This window comes from Algoriphagus sp. NF, from assembly GCF_028823735.1.
Lineage (GTDB): Bacteria > Bacteroidota > Bacteroidia > Cytophagales > Cyclobacteriaceae > Algoriphagus > Algoriphagus marincola.
On the sequence record NZ_JAPEIB010000011.1, the window covers coordinates 84,978 to 103,333 of the forward strand.

Sequence of the window (18,356 nt, forward strand, 5' to 3'; positions counted from 1 at the left end):
CCTATTTTTGAGGAATTTGTAAAAAAACCTATCAAAAAATGAATTCTATTCTATCAGATCGCATCTTGAACATGGAGGAATCCGCTACGCTAGCCATGGCAAAAAAGGCTCGCGAGTTGAAGTCCAAAGGTATTGATATCATCGGGCTTAGCCTAGGCGAGCCGGACTTTAAGACTCCTAAACATGTGCAAGAAGCAGCCAAGGATGCCATTGACGAGGGAAAATACTTTTCTTATCCCCCTGTAGCAGGCTATCAGGATCTGAGAGAAGCAATTGCTAAAAAACTAAGAGAAGAGAATAATATTTCTGAGGCTAAAGCCGAAAATATCGTCGTCTCTACCGGTGCGAAGCATTCCATCGCCAATACATTCATGTGTCTTTTGAACGAAGGTGATGAGGTAGTAATCTTCTCTCCGTATTGGGTGAGCTATGCAGAGATCATCAAGTTGGCAGGTGGCGTACCGGTCTTGATAGAGGGAACTTTGGAAAATAACTTCAAGGCTACCGCTCAGCAGCTAGAGGAAGCGATTACAGACAAAACCAAGGCGGTGATTTATTCCTCACCTTGCAATCCTACAGGTTCAGTATTCAGTCAATCGGAACTGGAAGCCATAGCCGATGTAATCAAAAAGCATGAAGGTATCATGGTGATTGCGGACGAAATCTATGAACTTATCAACTTCACAGGCAAAAACTTCAGTATCGCCTCACTTCCGGGAATGTTTGATCGAACGATCACGGTCAACGGATTTTCAAAGGGATATGCAATGACAGGCTGGAGAGTTGGGTATATCTGTGCACCATTGGCAATTGCCAAAGCCTGTGAGAAAATCCAGGGACAATTTACTTCCGGTGGAACGGGTATCGCTCAGCGGGCAGCTTTGGCGGCAATCTCAGGAGATCAGTCTCCATCAAAAGAAATGGCTGAGGCCTATTTCAACAGAAGACAACTTGTTTTAGATTTACTTCAGGAAATCCCAGGTATCAAAACTCATATCCCTGAAGGAGCCTTTTATTTCTTCCCGGATGTAACGGCATTCTTTGGAAAATCAGCGCACGGACATACCGTCAAGGATGCAGATGATTTGTGTCTTTACCTACTCGAAGTGGCAAATGTATCACTCGTGACTGGCGGGGCCTTTGGAGCTCCCAATTGTGTGAGATTGAGCTATGCTGCTTCGGAGGATGAATTGAAAGAAGCGCTTAAGCGAATTAAAAAGGCTCTGGCTGAACTGGCCTAAGAGATTTAACCCCGGTGAGAACCGGGGTTATTTTTTTACAGCTCCATAAAAGTATATTTTTGTTCAAAATCTTACCCATGCCGCAGGTTCTTGTCATTACTCCCGTAAAAAATTCCATAGAAACCACTTTGGATACCGCCAGAGCCATTGCAAACTCGGATCTGGAAGTTCTTCACATTATTTTTAATGACTTCAGTTCGGAAGAGACAAAGCTGGAACTGGAGCGAAATAAGGATTCGATCGGCTATGAGTTAATTCATCTAGAAGATATCACGGATACGCCCTCCCCTAATTACAAGCTGGTACTTCAGATGGCACAAAAGAAAGCCTTGGAACTTGGTCTTCCGCTTTTGGTAATCGAATCGGATGTGGTTGTCGAGAAGGATACAATTAGTAAGCTTTTGGCTCATCAGAAATCTCACTCCTCCTCAGGGCTGACAGGGTCAGTCACAGTCGATGAGTCAGGAGAGGTCAATTTTCCTTATCTTAAGTTTAAGGGGAGAAAGGAAGCCGAGATCAATACCCAACGAAGTCTCAGCTTTTGCTGCACACTTTTCTCGAAGGAGTTTTTGTCCGCATATGACTTTACAGGGTTGGACGATGCAAAGGATTGGTATGATACCTTTATTTCTTCTAAGTCACTGGACTGTGGCTTCAAAAACTATGTTTTGATGGATGCCCCTGTATGGCACAGACCCCATGGAAGTAGACCCTGGAAACAATTGAAGTATAAAAATCCCCTCAAATACTACTTTTTGAAGTATTGGAAAGGTCTGGATAAGATTTAATTATTAATCAAAGAAAGGCTTAAATGCGTCCTCAGGGTATCGCATCGCCAAGGTATCTCGACCAAATTCCTTCAGGCTATAGCCTTGATTTTTTAGCATTTCATAGCATTCATCAAGGTCTTTTTGGCTGTGATTGACATTTTCAAAAATGATCGCTTTTGGGGTGTTTTTTGCTATGTCAAAAATCTTGATTACCTCTAGGTCAAAACCTTCCGCATCGATCTGTAAGAGATCAATCTGATTGATTTGGTATCGTTTGATAAGTGTATCGGGACAGACGACATCTACCCATTCAAAGCTGATCCGCTTTTCAGGTTCCTGCGGAATCGGGATCCCAAATTTCTTACAGTTTTTATCCACAATTCCGTTGTCAAAAAGCTCCTCGATTTTCTCTTTTGAAAAAGAAGCCAAACCCGTAGCCCAGCGCATATCGCTAAATCCGATTTTGTAAAGTTTCTGTTTACCGTCCTCTTTTCCTATTGCAGCGCAGATAGGGTGTAGCCCTTCATTCTTCTGGTAGATTCTTTTCAAATGCTGATTAAAAACATCTGGCTGAGGCTCCAAAAGTACCCCTTTCCACCTATCCCGCTTGATAAACTTATGGATGGGGTCATTGGTGATACCGTCATTTGCCCCCACCTGTATGACGGTAAAATCTCCTTTTTTTGAAAGTGAAAATTCAGAAAGAAATTCGGAAAGACTCCCTTTTTTGGGTTTGTACAAATTCCGATAGTAAGCCATGAAAAGCGGATTTTCATTGGCGCTTAGGGAGATTCTAAGGTCTTTGTAAAAGTTTTTGAAGCTGGATTTTATCGACATGGTGGAAATTGTGAGCAGCAAAATAAATCAATTCTTATTCTTTGAAAAACTTAGAGTCTTCCAAGCAATTTCATAAGTCTGTTGTAGGGTCTTGACCAAGTGCGCTGAAAACGGAGAGGGCCAAGTAATTCCTGTTCAAAAAAATCAGAATGTTTTTCATTCAGATAGGCGATTCGCTCTCGTTTTTTTTGATCTGTGCCTGTTCGCTTTCTTTTGCTGTTTGGGGTCAGTCGGTAAAAGAAACCCACCATGGGAAGTTGAACTACTTCGCCTCCATTTTTTAGCATTTTGATCCAAAACTCCCAATCTTCCCTTCCCATGGTCATGTCTTCCGAAAATCCCCCCACTTCTTTCCAGTCCTTTTTTCGAAAAAGTGCTGATACAAAGATCATATTATCCCGTGCTAAAGCTCTTCTGGAAAAGGGTTTTAGGTTCCAATCTTTAAATCCGTTTTCGTCAAATTTCTTGCCTTTACAGTAAACGACTTTTACCGCTGGCCTTGAGATAAGAACTGACACGGCTTTTGAAATGTACTGCGGATGGATCTTGTCATCCCCATCAAGAGGTAAAATAAAATCGCCCTTTGCCTGCCTGATTCCGGCATTTCTTGCACTTGCCACCCCAGCATTTTCTTGATCAATCACTTCTAATCCTTCATATTTTTCTAGAAGGGAAAGAGCGACTTGTAGACTTGAGTCCGTAGACCCATCATTAACTACAATTACTTCCAGCGGCCTGTGATCAGACTCGAAGGCTGATTGAATGGTTTCGGATAAATAACCGGCCTGGTTGTAACAAGGAATAATGACGGATACAATGGGTTTTTGTGGGACCTGCATAGAAATATCTGATGGATAAATGGGGATTTATATTTCTGATAAAATTGTAATAATCACTCTCCTTTTTCAAAATAATCCAAATATTTATTTGCATTATTAAATTAACTCAGTAAATTTATTTCGGTGATTAAACAACTTTGTTAACTATTCTTTCAAATAACGAGGGAAAAAACCTCATTTTCGAACTCTAAATGTTTTGAAAAAATCCGGAATAGCCATCCGGATTTTTTCGTTTATTTGATTTCTAATGCAAAAAAGCTTCACCGGATTATTCAAATTTTGTACACTAATCGTCGTCTTTTGCCTTGGTAATTTGGCTTTAAAAGCTCAGACGTCTCAATATGATTCAGGCTATGTGGAAGTCAGCCCTGAGACTTTTTTATTGAGATTTTATTTTTCTAAAAAGTATTCCGATTTCTTAATTAATGCCCCGAATAGCTCTGATAAATTGATCTATCGGCCAAACTCCGGTAATAACCTTGGAATAGGTTTTACCTACCAGAAGTTTACTTTGAATATAGCCGGACCAGTTGGCTTTCTCAATCCAGACCGTCAAAGAGATTTTCCAGCCTACTTGGACCTTCAGGCTCACATCTACCCTCGAAAAATGATTGTGGATTTATTTGGGCAGTTCTACAATGGATTTGTGCTTAGTGCGGACCAACTGGCAGGCTCCGATGAAGATTATTTGAGACAAGATGTGAAAATGCGAAAGATCGGATTGAATTTTAACTATCTCCCAAATGGGGATAAGCTTTCAATCCAAGCGGCCTTCAACCAGTCCCAAATTCAAAAAAGATCCGCTTTTTCACCCTTTTACGGTTTTGAGATTTATGGGGGAAAGGTTTTTGGAGATTCTTTATTGGTTCCTGATTCTGAAGAATTGGCCTTTACCAATTTTCAGCAAGTGAATTATTTTCAATTCGGTCCAAATGCTGGAGTAGCAGGCACTTTGGTTTTCGGAAATGGTTTTTTTCTTTCTGGTGTAGCTTCTGCCAATGTCAGTCTGGGTCATTCAAGATGGCAAAACGGGACTTCCACTCAGACTTGGAAAGTCTTTCCGACGTATTTCTTGAGAGGATTTTTTGGATATAACTCCAGGAGGTTTTCAATCAATGCTAATTACGTTTGGAAAAATCTTCCAATTGCAGAAGCGAGCCTTTTTGACCAATCCATTAATACGGGAAACTATCGGATCAATTTGATCTACAAGTTTGCAGTCGGGAAAAACTTCGAAAGGAAATTTCAGAAAATCAATCCTATGAGATTGATATCCAAGGATTAACCGCATTCTCTCTTTAGCATTCCGATTTGGCCTGTACTAATTTCTCGCTTCATGAGGTTGATTTCTATGAATCTTAATTTTTTCTCATCCCCATTTAATTTAGCTTTGGGTTGAATCAAAATTTTATAAAAATGGATAATCGCTTTGGAATCTCTTCTGCTCTTGAAAGGCTAGGTATCAAATCTGAAAATCTTGGATCTTCGACTGGTGAAAACTGGCTGGATTCCGGTCAAGCCTATTTTTCATCTGATTCACCCGTTGATGGGAAATCTATCGCAAAGGTTCAAGAAGCTAATTCTGAGACCTATGAGCAGATTATTTCTACAGCACAGATTGCTTTTGAAAAGTGGAGACTTGTCCCAGCACCCCAGCGAGGTGAGATCGTCCGGGAGATCGGAAATGCCCTGAGAGAAGTAAAGGCTGATCTAGGAAAACTGGTTTCCTTTGAAATGGGCAAATCCTACCAAGAAGGTCTCGGGGAGGTTCAGGAGATGATCGATATATGTGACTTTGCAGTGGGGCTTTCCAGACAATTGTATGGGTTGACCATGCATTCAGAGCGTCCGGGACATCGGATGTATGAGCAATGGCATCCATTAGGGATTGTAGGGATTATTTCAGCTTTCAATTTTCCTGTTGCTGTTTGGTCATGGAATACGGCTTTAGCCTGGGTCTGCGGTGACGTTACTGTATGGAAGCCTTCGGAAAAGGCGCCACTTTCAGGGATAGCTTGTCAGCATATCGTGGCAAAAATTTTCAAAAAGCATGGAATGCCTGAGGGAATTTCCTCCCTGATTATAGGCGACTACAAAGTAGGAGAAATGCTTTCTCATGATTCTCGTGTTCCGCTAGTTTCGGCTACAGGTTCTACCCGAATGGGAAAACTGGTCGGTAAGGCAGTAGGAGAGCGGCTTGGTAGGTCCCTGCTAGAACTTGGGGGTAATAATGCAATTATCATCACCGAAAACGCAGATATGGATATGGCTATTCGAGGTGCTCTTTTCGGGGCAGTAGGCACTGCGGGACAGCGATGCACCAGTACGCGTCGTCTGATCATTCATGAGAGCGTATTTGATGAGGTAGCAAAGCGGTTGGCTTCCGCTTACAGCAAGTTGGTGATAGGCAACCCACTGGACGAGAAAAACCACGTAGGCCCATTAATTGATCAAGATGCTGTCAAAATGTATGAAGCAGCCATCGAAAAGGTCAAGGCAGAAGGAGGGAAGGAAATCGTAGGAGGCGAAGTGTTGTCTGGAGAAGGATATGAGTCAGGTTGCTATGTCAAACCTGCGATCTATGAAGCAGAAAACCATTATGAAATCGTACAGCATGAGACTTTTGCACCAATTCTTTATTTGATTAAATACAAAACTATTGCAGAGGCAATTGCCATTCAAAATGGTGTTCCTCAAGGGTTGTCTTCGGCGATCATGACTACCAATATGCGCGAGGCGGAGGCTTTTCTTTCGGCCGCAGGTTCTGACTGTGGAATTGCCAATGTCAATATTGGTACTTCAGGAGCTGAAATTGGAGGTGCTTTTGGAGGTGAGAAAGAAACTGGTGGAGGTCGAGAGTCAGGTTCCGATGCCTGGAAAGCTTATATGCGTCGACAGACCAATACGATCAATTATTCTACCGCGCTACCTTTGGCGCAAGGAATTAAGTTTGATATTTGATCATACAACTAATCTGAATCAAAGTCCTCGATACAAGTTTATCGAGGACTTTTTTCTATTAGTGGAGATTCATCGATTGCTTTTTCATAGTGAGTTTTGAATCTGCCCAGAGTTTGATCATGAAGTAGATAGGTCAAGATTAATTCATTTTCCGTCAATTTGATGATTTTTGCTTGAAGTACTTTAGGTTGAAACTGGGACGTCCAGGTGATGACAGAATCGGCTTCCCTTACATTCCAAATGGATTTTTCCTGAAGAATATTTTTGCCATCCAAGACAGTCGAAGTCATTGAGTCTAGGCTAAAGAAATTTTTAAAAGACTGATTATGAAACCTCTCCATCAACTCAAAAAACGCCTCCTGTTGGTCTGCAGGTTGATTTTGGGATTCAGGAGCATTGATAAAAAACTCAAAGCCTTCATCCTTGGTTAGTTTCCATTTACCAAGAAGCTTGGTATCGAGGCCCTGTGAGCAAGTGTCTGAAAAAATGAAAAACAAGCAAATGGTAGATAGAAAATAATTCATCATGGTTTTCTGGTTTTAAAAAGTAGTCGAGAAATTTCCTATTTATAGGACAGATCGTAAGGTCTTTTTGAATTCGGGCAGTTAGGTCATCACAGGTATGTCCGAGATAATATTTTTCGGTTTGCTGAGCGGAAAATATGTGAAAGTAGCATGCCATTAAACAAGAAAGCCCCAGATTTCTCTGAGGCTATGTGGGAGCTGATCCCGATGCAATATCGGGAGAACCCCCGACCATCCCGATGTAATCAGGGTGCTCTGAACCAACTAACCTATTTTCTTAGATAGTATTTTTCGGTTTGCTGAGCGGAAAATATTGAAAGTAGCATGCCATTAAACAAGAAAGCCCCAGATTTCTCTGAGGCTATGTGGGAGCTGATCCCGATGCAATATCGGGAGAACCCCCGACCATCCCGATGTAATCAGGGTGCTCTGAACCAACTAACCTATTTTCTTAGATAGTATTTTTCGGTTTGCTGAGCGGAAAATATTGAAAGTAGCATGCCATTAAACAAGAAAGCCCCAGATTTCTCTGAGGCTAATGTGGGAGCTGAGGGATTCGAACCCCCGACCCTCTGCTTGTAAGGCAGATGCTCTGAACCAACTGAGCTAAGCTCCCTTATGGGTAAATTAAGTAAATAAAACGTGGGAGCTGAGGGATTCGAACCCCCGACCCTCTGCTTGTAAGGCAGATGCTCTGAATGAACCAACTGAGCTAAGCTCCCAATTTCTTTATCCTTTTCGTGTAAAAGGAATGCAAAAGTAAGCTGAATTTTGATCGAACCAAAGATTAGAAATTATTTTTTTTAGGAAATATTCTAAGGCCTTGATTCTCAATTTAAAATTTATCTGGGCTCAAAATTTTCTTTTTAAAACTGATTTAGCTTCTTATGGAGAGAGATGGGATTTATCATTTTTAAATTTTTCGTCTAGAATGATGCTATTAACATGCTCAAAGTATTTATCCATGGTGAAATGTTTTAAATAAAGTTTCCTTGCTTCACTACATAAGCTTTTATACTCAAAATTTGAAATCGTTTCTATTTTACGGAAAACCTGAGATATTCCTTCTGAATCAGAAGAACTGAATAAAAAAGCATTTCCCATATTTGAAAAGAGATTGGCTGTTCCAACCCTATTGGATAAAATGGGTGGAGTCGAAAGCATCAAAGATTCGGTAACCACTGTTGGAGCATTATCGGCCAAAGACGGAGTGATTGTAAAGTGTGCTGATTGGATAAACTCATCCACTTCCTTGTATGAAATTTCTCCGAGGTAGATAATCCTGTTGGATTTTTTTATTTTTTCTTGCAACTCCTCTTTGAGAAAGCCTTCACCAGCGATTTTCAACTTGATTTTTGTTTGAGGATTATATGATTCATAGGCGAGGAATTGTTCAATCAACCAAAGAATGTTTTTACAAGGAATAAGTCTTCCTAGGTATCCAATTGTTATATTTCCTTCAATAGTAGGCGATTGATTAGTGATCAATCTGTCTGGAAGTGGATTGTAGATTAGGACTGGATTTTTATGTTTGAATTTGTTGGTAACATCTTCAATAGCTTTATTGGAAGGACATATCACCATATCGCAGAAAAAATTGTAGAGGATTTTCTTTCGAAAGAGGAAAAACTTCACTTTCCAGTCTGGGCCTAGGTTGTCAAGAAAGTATGACTCTGTGCAGACGTGATGATAATCAGCCGTAAGTACATTTTTTCCAAATAATAGTTTTGAAGTAATGACTGATGTTATTGTTCCGTTGTGGTGACCAATCACAACCTGAGGCTTATACTTTTTTGAGAGTTTGTAAAAGAAAACAAAATCTGACCAGCTAGTAGATCGGAAATTGTTAGGCCAGGAGCATAATATCAATTCTCCTTTACCTTTTTTTCTTTTTTCTGATTGATTGAGGTATGGCCGTTTTGAGATAAAAACCACTCTGTACCCTTGATTGCAAAGTTGATTAGCGAGGAAATAGCTCATCGCAGCAAAAGACGTTTGCTCGTAATTATGGGCAATGAGGACTGTTTTCATATTTAAAAGTTCAAAGTAAAAAAGTGGGTTTTACTACAGTTGGAATGGATTTGCTAGTCCATTTGAAATATTTTGGTCTAAGTTCACTCTAAATTAACCATCACCCCAGCTCGAAACCACCGGCCGGGCATTTGGACAGTTCCAGCCTCAATATAGTCTGCATTGGTGATATTAGATATTTCAGTAAATAGACCCAATTTTCCGGCACGATTATAATCTACTCGCATGTCCAATAGAAAATACGGATCTAAGCTCATCCGTTCGGTATACCGCATTTTGGTGTTCCATTCAATTTTTTTACCGACCCCAATCAAGGCGCCGCCAATTACCTGATTTCTCAAAGCAGTCAGGGAGTATCTGGTTTCTATACCTTCTTGAGGGTTCAGACTGGCATCTATATAATTATAAGAAAATTGAAATTCCTTTAGGAAGAGCAGTTGATTCTTTGGCTGAAAGCGGTAAGAAAGAGCAAATTCTATCCCTTCAAATTTGACTGTATTGAAGTTTTGGGGCTGCCAGGGAGTTTCTGAATCGGTTCGGGTCCATTCGATCAAATTATCGGTGTTCCTTTGGAAATAAACCAACTCTGCAAAAAGTCCTCCCTTGATCCATTTCGAACCAATTTCAAAATTACCGGCCTGCTCAGGCAGAAGCTCAGCGTTTCCGATGTTAGTTGGGCCGACGTAATATAGATCCGTATAGGTAGGGATTCGGAAGCTATTGCCAATACTAGAATAAAATCGAAGAAACTCGCTGGCCTGAAATCCAAGTTCTGCTCCAGGAAAATGCTTCCATCCCCAGTCATCGAAATAATTGCTGTATACTCCCGCTCTGAAGTCAACTTTGTCTCCAAGTTGGATAAGATGCTCCAAAAACAATCCTCCAAGTGTACGGTCACGATTGCCTAGATTGTTGCTTTCCAGTCTTTCTTCTCTTATTTCTAGTCCAAATCCAGTTTTTCCCAATTTTGACTCGATGCTTCCATTGATTTCAGCAGCATAAGTATTCGAGGTGTGGAAGTTTTGAAAAAATTCAGGCTCATTTCTTCTCAGACGGTATTCGTCTTTGTTTTGACGCCAATATACTCGAGACAATAGATTGAATGCGTTTTTTGAATAGCGATGACTCAAAGCTCCCAGAGTTGTCTGTAGACTTTCCCATTGATCTGGAAAGGCGGAGGTGTAAAATCCATTAGCTCCGAAACTCCTGTCGGCGTAGGCAAGCATTCCTCGGAATTCATGGTGCTCATTCAATTCCAAGCCACCCTCATAAAACAGATTGGTAACTTGATAATCCGAGTTGTACCAGTGACCATTCGAGTCATCATAGGATGCACTGATGTTTTGACGGTATTTTCCGGTTGGAAGGGAGGCCGCCATTGTCAGTCCCTTCATTCCAAAATCACCTGCATATCCTTGTAAGCGTAGACTTTTTTGATCAGAAAGTTCCGTAATCACATTGACGGCTCCTGCATAGGCATTCTGACCAAAAATCCTGGCTCCAGGTCCTTTAAGAACTTCCACACGATCGATATTGATCATGGGTACTGGAATATTCATCATGTGATGGCCCGTTTGAGGGTCGGTCAGTTTGATCCCATTCAAAAGCATCAAAGTCTGATTGAAAGATCCTCCTCTGATTCCGACATCTGCCTGCACTCCGGAAACTCCACGCTGTCTGACGTCTACCCCTGGCACGAATGTCAATACTTCCTGTAGACTTCGAGCCGGAGTGGTTTCGAGCTGAGGTTTGGTTACGACAGAGATGTTTCGACTTTGCTTGGAAAATGGGATTTGGATTCGGTTTTCCTGAATCAGGATTTCATCCAATTCCTGTGATAAGCTATCCTGTTGACTGTAAACTTTCCCGAAGGAAAGCAAAAGAATAATTAATAAAAATTGTAATCTCATTTTTTGATTTGCGTAATAGTGAGGCAAATTTGAGGTCAAAAACTAAAGAATCCTATTTTTAGACCCATGTAAAAAATCGTTAATCTCTATCATCTATTGTAAAATTAGCTTGAGGATAGCGATAGAGTCCTTAATTTTAAAGCTTTAAAAAATCGAAAAATTATGATCAAAAAATTATTCTTAGGTCTGGTACTTACTAGTAGCCTTGGCATGAGCAATGTGATAGCTCAACAAGGTCTGGATAATAACCAGGCTGACTTTGGAGAATTTATGAATCGCAAGGGTACCTATACCCGGACGGCTTCTGGTAAGCCAAGCGAAAACTACTGGCAAAATGCCGCCAACTATCAAATTGAAGTTACGCTAAACGAAGAGGATCACGTCCTTGCAGGAAAAGTATCCATCGACTATATCAACAACAGCCCGGAGGAATTGGATTTTGTCTGGTTGCAGCTGGAGCAAAACCGATTCACTGAGGATTCACGTGGTACTTTAACTACACCAATTCAAGGTAATCGCTACAATGGTGATACCGATGGAGGCTATGAAATCTCCGCTGTCCAGGCGAAAGTTGGGAAAAAAGGCAATGTGTCTTCCAAGTATTTGATTTCAGATACCCGTATGCAGGTTTGGTTCGATGAGCCTATTCCAGCAAAGGGAGGAACTGCTACCATCTCCATGAATTTTTCCTTCAAAGTACCTCAAAAAGGTATGGATCGAATGGGAAGGCTAGAGGTTGAGGATGGCTGGATATATGCCTTTGCGCAGTGGTATCCTAAAATGGCAGTCTTTGATGATATCGAAGGATGGAATGTGGAGCCTTACCTAGGTGCGGGAGAGTTTTATTTAGAGTATGGAGACTTTGATTACAAGGTGACAGTCCCTTATGATCATATCGTAGTGGGGAGTGGGAAATTAATGAATCCGAAGGAGGTCCTTTCTTCGGAATTGATGGATCGATACGAAAAAGCCCAGAATAGTGACGAGACGGTATACTTGGTCTCTCCTGAAGAGATTCAAAATACAGAATTGACCCGCCCAAAGCAGGAGGGAATGATTACTTGGCATTTTCAGATCCAAAATTCTCGTGATATAGCTTTTGCTACCTCCAAAACATTCATTTGGGATGCTGCTAAAATCAACCTTCCTAGCGGAAAGACAATTTTAGCTCAATCTGTCTATCCAAAGGAATCTGACGGAGAAGAAGCTTGGTCTCGATCCACGGAGTATTCCAAGGCGTCAATTGAGCATTACTCGGAGATGTGGTATGAATTCCCATACGACGCTGCTACCAATGTGGCTGCGGATATTGGTGGAATGGAATATCCAGGCTTGAACTTCTGTCGCTACACTTCAAAGGGTGAAGGTCTTTGGGGAGTGACTGACCATGAGTTTGGACACAACTGGTTCCCAATGATTGTGGGAAATAATGAGCGTCGCTATGCTTGGATGGATGAGGGCTTTAATACCTTCATCAATCACTACAGCACCTTGGCCTTCAATGATGGAGAATATCCTTCGACACTGAATCAGACTCGTCGATTCAATAATTACTTCCTCAATGAAAATCGGGAAGGAATCGATACCTATCCAGATGTAGCCAATACCTCCAACTTGGGTATGGTAGCATACATGAAGCCAGCGATTGGCTTGATTATGCTTCGGGAATATGTGCTTGGTGCAGAGCGATTTGACAATGCCTTCCGATCTTATATCGAAACTTGGGCCTACAAGCATCCTCAGCCAACCGACTTCTTCAATCACATGGAAAATGTAGCTGGCGAAAATCTTTCTTGGTTCTGGCAGGGATGGTTTTATGGAAATGGAAATATCGATTTGGGCTTAAATGCCGTGGTTCCTTACGCAGGGAATTATGTAGCCGTAATCAACAATAAAGGAGACATTCCAATGCCGGTACTCTTGGAAATAGAATTTGAAGATGGTAGCAAGGAGCGTCAAATGCTACCTGTGGAGATCTGGCAGCGTGGAGATACTTGGAATCATTTGATTAAGACCACCAAAAAAGTGAAGTCTGTGGTGATTGATCCAGACAAAGTGCTTCCGGATATTAATCTAGGGAATGATAGCTGGCCACAGCCAATCTATGAGGATTAAATACCCGATTTGATAAAAACTAGAAGCCCGATCAGTTCATAGCTGATCGGGCTTTTTAGATTATATCCACTTTTCTGTCAGTAACAAGGGGGAGAGACTAGAATAACCTCAAATGTTCAGCTTCTGGAAGCTACGTGCTTCAAACTTCCAACTTCCAACCAGAGGAGTTAAGAAAATAGGCTACTGTACTGCCTGAAGTACGTTTATTCACAAAGACTAAAAGTCATCATTGATTTCCAGCCAATATCCATCTGGATCTTGGATGTAAATCTGTCTGACTCCATCAGGTCTAGTGGTAATCTGTCCTTTTTTTCCTGGCCAATCCTCAAATGGATAATCGGCAGCTTTGAGTCGCTGAATAAAACTGTCCATATCAGACATGCTGAAGCAAAGATGATTAGTTTTGGAGATTTCGGTAGGAACCCGATCAGCCTCGATCAAATGCAAAGCTGCCCCACCTCCGATATCGTACCAAGCGTGTAAACCATCTTTGAAAGGCTCATCAATTTCCTGTAGGTCGAGAATGGATTGGTAGAAGGCCATGCTCTTTTCCAGATCAGAAACATGCACGGCAATATGATTGACTTTGATTTGAGCAGATAGGGGGAATGACATGGCCAGGGATAGAGCTATCAAAAGAATGAAAACTTTCATGAATAGTTAATTTGAGTTTTCTCAAGATAGGCCTAATCTGAACGAAAGCAAAAAGGACCAACCTTAAACCTAAGGTTGGTCCTTTTATTTATAATTTCACAATCGGCTTATTCTTCTTCTGCCATTTCGCTAAGATCAGTAGCCATGGCAATTCTTTCTGCTTCATCGAATAGTTTGATGGCTTGCTGATAGACTTCGTTGATGTCATTGATGACCATGTAGAATGCATCATCATCATAAATCTGACGACCCAAATGTGCTTTCACCAGTACCTTGAGATAATCTACTGATTCATTAAAGTCCTTTGAGTCAAATTTGACTTTATTCTTTTCTCCCACTGCTACCAAGTCTTTCAGCATGGCATCACTGACTTCGAAGTCTCTATAATATTCCTCCAAGCTCATGTCTGAAAACATATCCTTGTTCTTGTTGGTATAATCCAAAATGAACTCTCTTGAGGAATCGGAGTTGAAAAGCCTGCTTACATAAGCTGAAGAATAGGTGGTGTCTAGCGGCACAAAATAATCAGGCATGATTCCACCTCCGCCATATACGATTCTACCTTTTGTGGTTTCGTATTTCAGGCTATCATTGAACTTGATGCTATCAGCAGAGAAAAACTCTCCATGCTCGAAGCGCTCCATCCAATCTCGCTCATAGGCTTCATAGTCTGGTCCGTAAGGCTTTTGAATCGATCTTCCTGAAGGAGTGAAATACCTGGCTATGGTAAGTCTGAGTTCTGCGCCATCAGATAAGTCGATAGGCATTTGTACAAGTCCTTTACCAAATGATCTCCGGCCCACGATCAAACCGCGATCATTATCCTGAATTGCGCCAGCAAGAATCTCAGATGCTGAGGCAGAACCCTCGTTCACTAATACGATTACGGAGCCGTTTTCAAACAAACCAGGTCTGAAGGCATAGGCTTTCTGGCTGTACTGTTCTACTTTTCCTTCTTGGGAAACTATCAGAGCCCTATCCCCAAGGATTTCATCTGCGATATTGATAGCAGCCCCCATGTAGCCCCCCGGATTTCCCTGAAGGTCTATGATGAGTTTCTTCATTCCTTGATTTTTCAAGTCTGTGATAGACTCTTGAAATTCGTTGTAGGTCGTAGCGGCAAATCGGGTGATTTTCACATAGCCAATTTCATCATTGACCATGTATGAGGCATTGATGCTGTATTGAGGGATTTTGTCGCGGGTAATTTCATAAGTAATAAGTTCAGGCTGATTTTTACGCTTGATGTCTACTACAACTTTTGAACCTTTTGGTCCACGCAATAGGTCAAACACATCTCGATTCGTAATACCTGTCCCAGCTACCGTTTCTCCATCTACATTGATGATTTGGTCTCCAGATTGGATCCCCAATGCCTCCGAAGGGCCTCCCGTGAGCGGAGCAACCACATAAATGGTATCACGGATGATTCCAAACTCTACTCCAATTCCATCAAATTCACCATCAAGCTGCGATTGAGCCAGGGTAGCATCCTTTGCCGGTATATAGCTAGAGTGCGGATCCAGATTCTCGAGCATTTTTGTAATCCCATATTCGACCAAATCGTTGGTGTTGACGCTGTCGACATAGTCTCGATTGATGTAAGTCATGATCTCTTGCATTTTGTACAATGCTGCTCGGAGATCATTCTGATTGTTTTCGGGTTCGGCAAAAGTGGCACCAATCCAAATACCTGCCGAGATGGCCAAGGCTAGGAAAATGGGTAGGCGAATTTGAGATTTTGAGTTTTTTGTATGGCTCACGTTAAAGTTGGTTTTATTATTCTAAACACCTGACAAACGATGGTGTTTCTTCCAATAAACAGAAATTTATGATAATCCTAAACAAGGATTATACGAATGTAACTGATATTGGGATGGAATTGTCTCCATTATTCTGTTAAAAATAATTATTTTTGTCCAATGCAAGACCCCCAAAAGCTTAATAAAACATCTTTGGAAGACTTAGTCTCTCATAATTATGTTTTTGCTTCTGTCTTGCATTACTTTGGGATCAGTTTTTATCAATATCCAGCTGACTCTCTGGAACATGTCTGTAAAAAGCACAAAGTTAATCCCAATCAATTAATAGCAGAGCTCGAATCATGGGCAATGCATCAGGAGCCAACGCCAGAGCAACTTTATCTGAATCCGATCGAAGTTTTGGTCGCTTACCTGAAGAAAAAGCATTACTACTTTGTACGACAAGAACTCCCCTTCTTATCCAATATGATTAGTGGAGTAAAGCCAGAACCTGGTTTTGAAGCGCTCATGGCTGATTTGAAGATCATGTTTCCGCTTTTTGTGGAGGATTTCATTCATCACATCCATGAGGAGGAAAGCAGGCTTTTCAAAAGAATTGAGCTATTGCAGGATGTGGAAGATGGGAATTTTGCGCTGCATGATGCTGTGACCATTTTAGAAAAAGACCCTGTGAGACTGCTGGCCGAGCAGCATGAAATCCATGATGATGAGATGGAGGGGATTCGAAAACTCACCAATGATTATTCCCTAGAAGAGTCGGCTCCTTTAACCATGAAAGTACTTTTTCACGAGCTTCAAAATTTTGAAAGGGAACTCACCATCCATGCTCAGATCGAAGATGAATTACTTTTTCCCAAGGCGGTGGAATTGGAGAAGGAAGTTCTAAGAAGAATTTATCAAAAAATACGAACTAACTAATGCCTAGAATTTTGGCGATTGACTTGGGTTCCAAACGGACTGGGCTTGCCGTGACTGATCCATTGCAGCTAGTGGCAAATCCACTTGAAACTATCCCTACGCAAGACTTGTTGCCCTTCTTGAAAAAATATACTTCGAGCGAAGAAATCGAGGCGATTGTTCTAGGTCTTCCTCGAAACCTTCAAGGTGAAGCCACCCAAATGACAAAGCCCGTTTACGATCTCAAAGCTCAATTGGAAAGTGAATTTCCGGCTATTTCCATTCATCTCATAGACGAGCGATTTACTTCAAAAATGGCTATGCAGTCCATGATTTCGATGGGTAGTAAGAAAAAAGACAGACGAGAGAAGTCGGGTAACCTCGATAAAATAAGTGCAACTATCATATTACAATCCTTTCTATCACAAAAATGATTTATCCAATCGTATCATACGGTAACCCCATCCTCACCAAAGAAGCTGAAGACATAGAGGAGGGCAAAGACCTGAAAGAGTTCATCGACTCGATGTTCGCTACCATGGATCATGCAAATGGTGTAGGCCTAGCTGCACCCCAAATCAATCAAGGAGTGAGACTTTTTGTGATTGATAGCAGCTTGATGCTGGATGAGGATGACACCGAAAAAGGGATTCGAAGAGCCTTTATCAATCCGATTCTTTTGGATGAATATGGAGATGATTTTGGATTTGAGGAGGGCTGTCTAAGCATTCCCGATGTACGCGCTGAAATCATTCGTCCCGAAAAATTGATATTGGAATACTATGATGAAAACTGGAATCTGAAGGAGGAAGAGTTTTCTGGAATGACCGCCCGTGTGATTCAGCATGAATACGATCATTTGGAAGGGATTCTTTTTGTTGACTACCTCAAAGGATTGAAAAAAAGACTTCTCAAGTCAAAACTTATCGATATCAGTAAAGGGAAGGTTCCTACAGACTATCGAATGATTTACCCTCTCAAATGATCCAAAATCCCAAACTGACTTTAGCCCTCGTACAGACTGATCTTTATTGGAAGGATAAGGTAGCAAACCTTGCCATGCTCGAAGAGAAACTCTGGCAAATGGAAGAATCGGTTGATCTGATTTTGCTCCCGGAGATGTTTCCTACGGGCTTTACCATGGATGTGGAGGAAGTTAGTGAACCCATGAATTTTCATGTGTGTAGATGGATGCAGCAGCTTGCAGCGCAGAAGAAAGCTGTGATTGCTGGAAGTGTGATTATTCATGATGGGAAAAATTATTTCAACCGCCTGCTGTGGGTTCAGCCTGATGGGAAGATATCTTCCTATGATAAACGCCATTTGTTCCGCATGGCTGAAGAGCATCATTTTTTTTCTGCCGGAACCGATCTTCCAATTTTTGAACTGAATGGTTGGAGAATTTGCCCTCAAATCTGTTATGATTTGAGATTCCCGGTTTGGTCTCGTAACCGAATGGGAGAGTCAAGAATGGACTACGATTTGATTTTTTATGTAGCTTCTTGGCCTGCTGTACGTACTTCTGCTTGGGATGCTTTGCTGCCTGCTAGAGCTATTGAAAACCTGGCCTATTCTGTGGGTTTAAATCGAGTAGGTACAGATGGAAACCAAATTCCCTATGTTGGACATTCGGTAGTTTACGATTTCAAAGGAGAAAGATTGTTGGATTTGGGAGAAAAGGAACTGATTTCCACTATTGAGTTGGATAAAGCTAACCTGGATGGCTATCGCAAAAAATTTCCAGCATGGACAGATGCGGATAACTTTAAGTTGCTTTAAGTTATTCTTTGATTTTTCCCTGAATTCCACGACCG

The 18,356-nt window shown here is 41.4% G+C and carries 16 protein-coding genes and 2 tRNA genes; 9 read left to right on the forward strand and 9 right to left on the reverse strand.

Features of this window, described 5'->3' with window-relative positions:
• Positions 1-38: 38 nt before the first annotated feature.
• Positions 39-1,241, forward strand: coding sequence for a pyridoxal phosphate-dependent aminotransferase (locus tag OU792_RS07265; RefSeq protein WP_134202871.1), 1,203 nt, complete (start codon positions 39-41; stop codon positions 1,239-1,241).
• A gap of 77 nt (positions 1,242-1,318) precedes the next feature.
• Positions 1,319-2,029, forward strand: a complete 711-nt coding sequence (locus tag OU792_RS07270; protein WP_134202872.1) for a glycosyltransferase — start codon at positions 1,319-1,321, stop codon at positions 2,027-2,029.
• A gap of 3 nt (positions 2,030-2,032) precedes the next feature.
• Here OU792_RS07270 and OU792_RS07275 read toward each other — a convergent pair whose 3' ends face one another.
• Both OU792_RS07275 and OU792_RS07280 read right to left on the reverse strand, forming a co-directional pair.
• Entirely contained in the window at positions 2,033-2,848 is an 816-nt protein-coding gene (locus tag OU792_RS07275; protein ID WP_134202873.1) for an FkbM family methyltransferase, read from the reverse strand.
• A 50-nt stretch (positions 2,849-2,898) separates the two neighbouring features.
• Complete coding sequence (locus tag OU792_RS07280) at positions 2,899-3,687, reverse strand: glycosyltransferase family 2 protein (protein ID WP_134202874.1); 789 nt, start codon at positions 3,685-3,687, stop codon at positions 2,899-2,901.
• A 247-nt stretch (positions 3,688-3,934) separates the two neighbouring features.
• On the opposite strand from OU792_RS07280, the gene OU792_RS07285 reads away from it, so the two are divergent.
• Together OU792_RS07285 and amaB are read left to right on the forward strand one after the other, a co-directional pair.
• Positions 3,935-4,972: a DUF4421 domain-containing protein gene (locus OU792_RS07285; RefSeq protein ID WP_134202875.1), complete on the forward strand. Its 1,038-nt coding sequence runs from the start codon at positions 3,935-3,937 to the stop codon at positions 4,970-4,972.
• 131 nt (positions 4,973-5,103) lie between these two features.
• The gene (gene amaB, locus OU792_RS07290) at positions 5,104-6,648 is read left to right on the forward strand and encodes an L-piperidine-6-carboxylate dehydrogenase (protein ID WP_134202876.1); all 1,545 of its coding nucleotides are present in this window, start codon (positions 5,104-5,106) and stop codon (positions 6,646-6,648) included.
• Between the two features lie 38 nt (positions 6,649-6,686).
• Here the strand turns inward: amaB and OU792_RS07295 are convergent, their stop codons facing one another.
• The 5 genes from OU792_RS07295 to OU792_RS07315 all read right to left on the reverse strand — a co-directional run bounded on the left by OU792_RS07295 (position 6,687) and on the right by OU792_RS07315 (position 11,113).
• Positions 6,687-7,175, reverse strand: coding sequence for a hypothetical protein (locus OU792_RS07295; protein WP_134202877.1), 489 nt, complete (start codon positions 7,173-7,175; stop codon positions 6,687-6,689).
• Positions 7,176-7,713: 538 nt separating this feature from the next.
• Positions 7,714-7,788 (reverse strand) — tRNA-Val (locus OU792_RS07300).
• Positions 7,789-7,815: 27 nt separating this feature from the next.
• Positions 7,816-7,894 (reverse strand) — tRNA-Val (locus OU792_RS07305).
• Positions 7,895-8,057: 163 nt separating this feature from the next.
• A complete protein-coding gene (locus OU792_RS07310) occupies positions 8,058-9,203 on the reverse strand; it encodes a glycosyltransferase family 4 protein (protein WP_274669859.1) in 1,146 nt (381 codons plus the stop codon).
• Between the two features lie 83 nt (positions 9,204-9,286).
• A complete protein-coding gene (locus OU792_RS07315) occupies positions 9,287-11,113 on the reverse strand; it encodes a TonB-dependent receptor plug domain-containing protein (RefSeq protein WP_274669860.1) in 1,827 nt (608 codons plus the stop codon).
• A gap of 162 nt (positions 11,114-11,275) precedes the next feature.
• On the opposite strand from OU792_RS07315, the gene OU792_RS07320 reads away from it, so the two are divergent.
• Positions 11,276-13,228 carry a M1 family metallopeptidase gene (locus OU792_RS07320; RefSeq protein ID WP_274669861.1) on the forward strand — a complete coding sequence of 651 codons (1,953 nt, stop codon included), beginning with the start codon at positions 11,276-11,278 and terminating at the stop codon, positions 13,226-13,228.
• Between the two features lie 216 nt (positions 13,229-13,444).
• On the opposite strand, the gene OU792_RS07325 is transcribed toward OU792_RS07320, so the two are convergent.
• Both OU792_RS07325 and OU792_RS07330 read right to left on the reverse strand, forming a co-directional pair.
• The gene (locus OU792_RS07325) at positions 13,445-13,882 is read right to left on the reverse strand and encodes a VOC family protein (protein WP_274669862.1); all 438 of its coding nucleotides are present in this window, start codon (positions 13,880-13,882) and stop codon (positions 13,445-13,447) included.
• Between the two features lie 107 nt (positions 13,883-13,989).
• Entirely contained in the window at positions 13,990-15,645 is a 1,656-nt protein-coding gene (locus OU792_RS07330; protein WP_274669863.1) for a S41 family peptidase, read from the reverse strand.
• A gap of 159 nt (positions 15,646-15,804) precedes the next feature.
• Here OU792_RS07330 and OU792_RS07335 point away from each other — a divergent pair, with 159 nt between their 5' ends.
• The 4 genes from OU792_RS07335 to OU792_RS07350 are packed head-to-tail and all read left to right on the forward strand — an operon-like array spanning position 15,805 to position 18,321.
• Positions 15,805-16,563, forward strand: a complete 759-nt coding sequence (locus OU792_RS07335) for a hemerythrin domain-containing protein (RefSeq protein WP_274669864.1) — start codon at positions 15,805-15,807, stop codon at positions 16,561-16,563.
• Entirely contained in the window at positions 16,563-16,976 is a 414-nt protein-coding gene (ruvX, locus tag OU792_RS07340) for a Holliday junction resolvase RuvX (protein ID WP_274669865.1), read from the forward strand. Before OU792_RS07335 ends, ruvX begins: the two co-directional genes overlap by 1 nt.
• A complete protein-coding gene (gene def, locus OU792_RS07345) occupies positions 16,973-17,527 on the forward strand; it encodes a peptide deformylase (protein WP_274669866.1) in 555 nt (184 codons plus the stop codon). Before ruvX ends, def begins: the two co-directional genes overlap by 4 nt.
• Entirely contained in the window at positions 17,524-18,321 is a 798-nt protein-coding gene (locus tag OU792_RS07350) for an amidohydrolase (protein WP_274669867.1), read from the forward strand. Before def ends, OU792_RS07350 begins: the two co-directional genes overlap by 4 nt.
• Positions 18,322-18,356: the final 35 nt, after the last annotated feature.

What these genes read in the sequence shown, in the direction of transcription:
- OU792_RS07280 (WP_134202874.1), bottom strand. Translation starts at nt 3,687, where the DNA reads ATGCAGGTCCCACAAAAACCCATTGTATCCGTCATTATTCCTTGTTAC.
- OU792_RS07310 (WP_274669859.1), bottom strand. Translation starts at nt 9,203, where the DNA reads ATGAAAACAGTCCTCATTGCCCATAATTACGAGCAAACGTCTTTTGCT.
- OU792_RS07335 (WP_274669864.1), top strand. Translation starts at nt 15,805, where the DNA reads ATGCAAGACCCCCAAAAGCTTAATAAAACATCTTTGGAAGACTTAGTC.
- OU792_RS07275 (WP_134202873.1), bottom strand. Translation starts at nt 2,848, where the DNA reads ATGTCGATAAAATCCAGCTTCAAAAACTTTTACAAAGACCTTAGAATC.
- def (WP_274669866.1), top strand. Translation starts at nt 16,973, where the DNA reads ATGATTTATCCAATCGTATCATACGGTAACCCCATCCTCACCAAAGAA.
- OU792_RS07285 (WP_134202875.1), top strand. Translation starts at nt 3,935, where the DNA reads ATGCAAAAAAGCTTCACCGGATTATTCAAATTTTGTACACTAATCGTC.
- amaB (WP_134202876.1), top strand. Translation starts at nt 5,104, where the DNA reads ATGGATAATCGCTTTGGAATCTCTTCTGCTCTTGAAAGGCTAGGTATC.
- ruvX (WP_274669865.1), top strand. Translation starts at nt 16,563, where the DNA reads ATGCCTAGAATTTTGGCGATTGACTTGGGTTCCAAACGGACTGGGCTT.
- OU792_RS07295 (WP_134202877.1), bottom strand. Translation starts at nt 7,175, where the DNA reads ATGATGAATTATTTTCTATCTACCATTTGCTTGTTTTTCATTTTTTCA.
- OU792_RS07265 (WP_134202871.1), top strand. Translation starts at nt 39, where the DNA reads ATGAATTCTATTCTATCAGATCGCATCTTGAACATGGAGGAATCCGCT.
- OU792_RS07350 (WP_274669867.1), top strand. Translation starts at nt 17,524, where the DNA reads ATGATCCAAAATCCCAAACTGACTTTAGCCCTCGTACAGACTGATCTT.
- OU792_RS07320 (WP_274669861.1), top strand. Translation starts at nt 11,276, where the DNA reads ATGATCAAAAAATTATTCTTAGGTCTGGTACTTACTAGTAGCCTTGGC.
- OU792_RS07325 (WP_274669862.1), bottom strand. Translation starts at nt 13,882, where the DNA reads ATGAAAGTTTTCATTCTTTTGATAGCTCTATCCCTGGCCATGTCATTC.
- OU792_RS07315 (WP_274669860.1), bottom strand. Translation starts at nt 11,113, where the DNA reads ATGAGATTACAATTTTTATTAATTATTCTTTTGCTTTCCTTCGGGAAA.
- OU792_RS07270 (WP_134202872.1), top strand. Translation starts at nt 1,319, where the DNA reads ATGCCGCAGGTTCTTGTCATTACTCCCGTAAAAAATTCCATAGAAACC.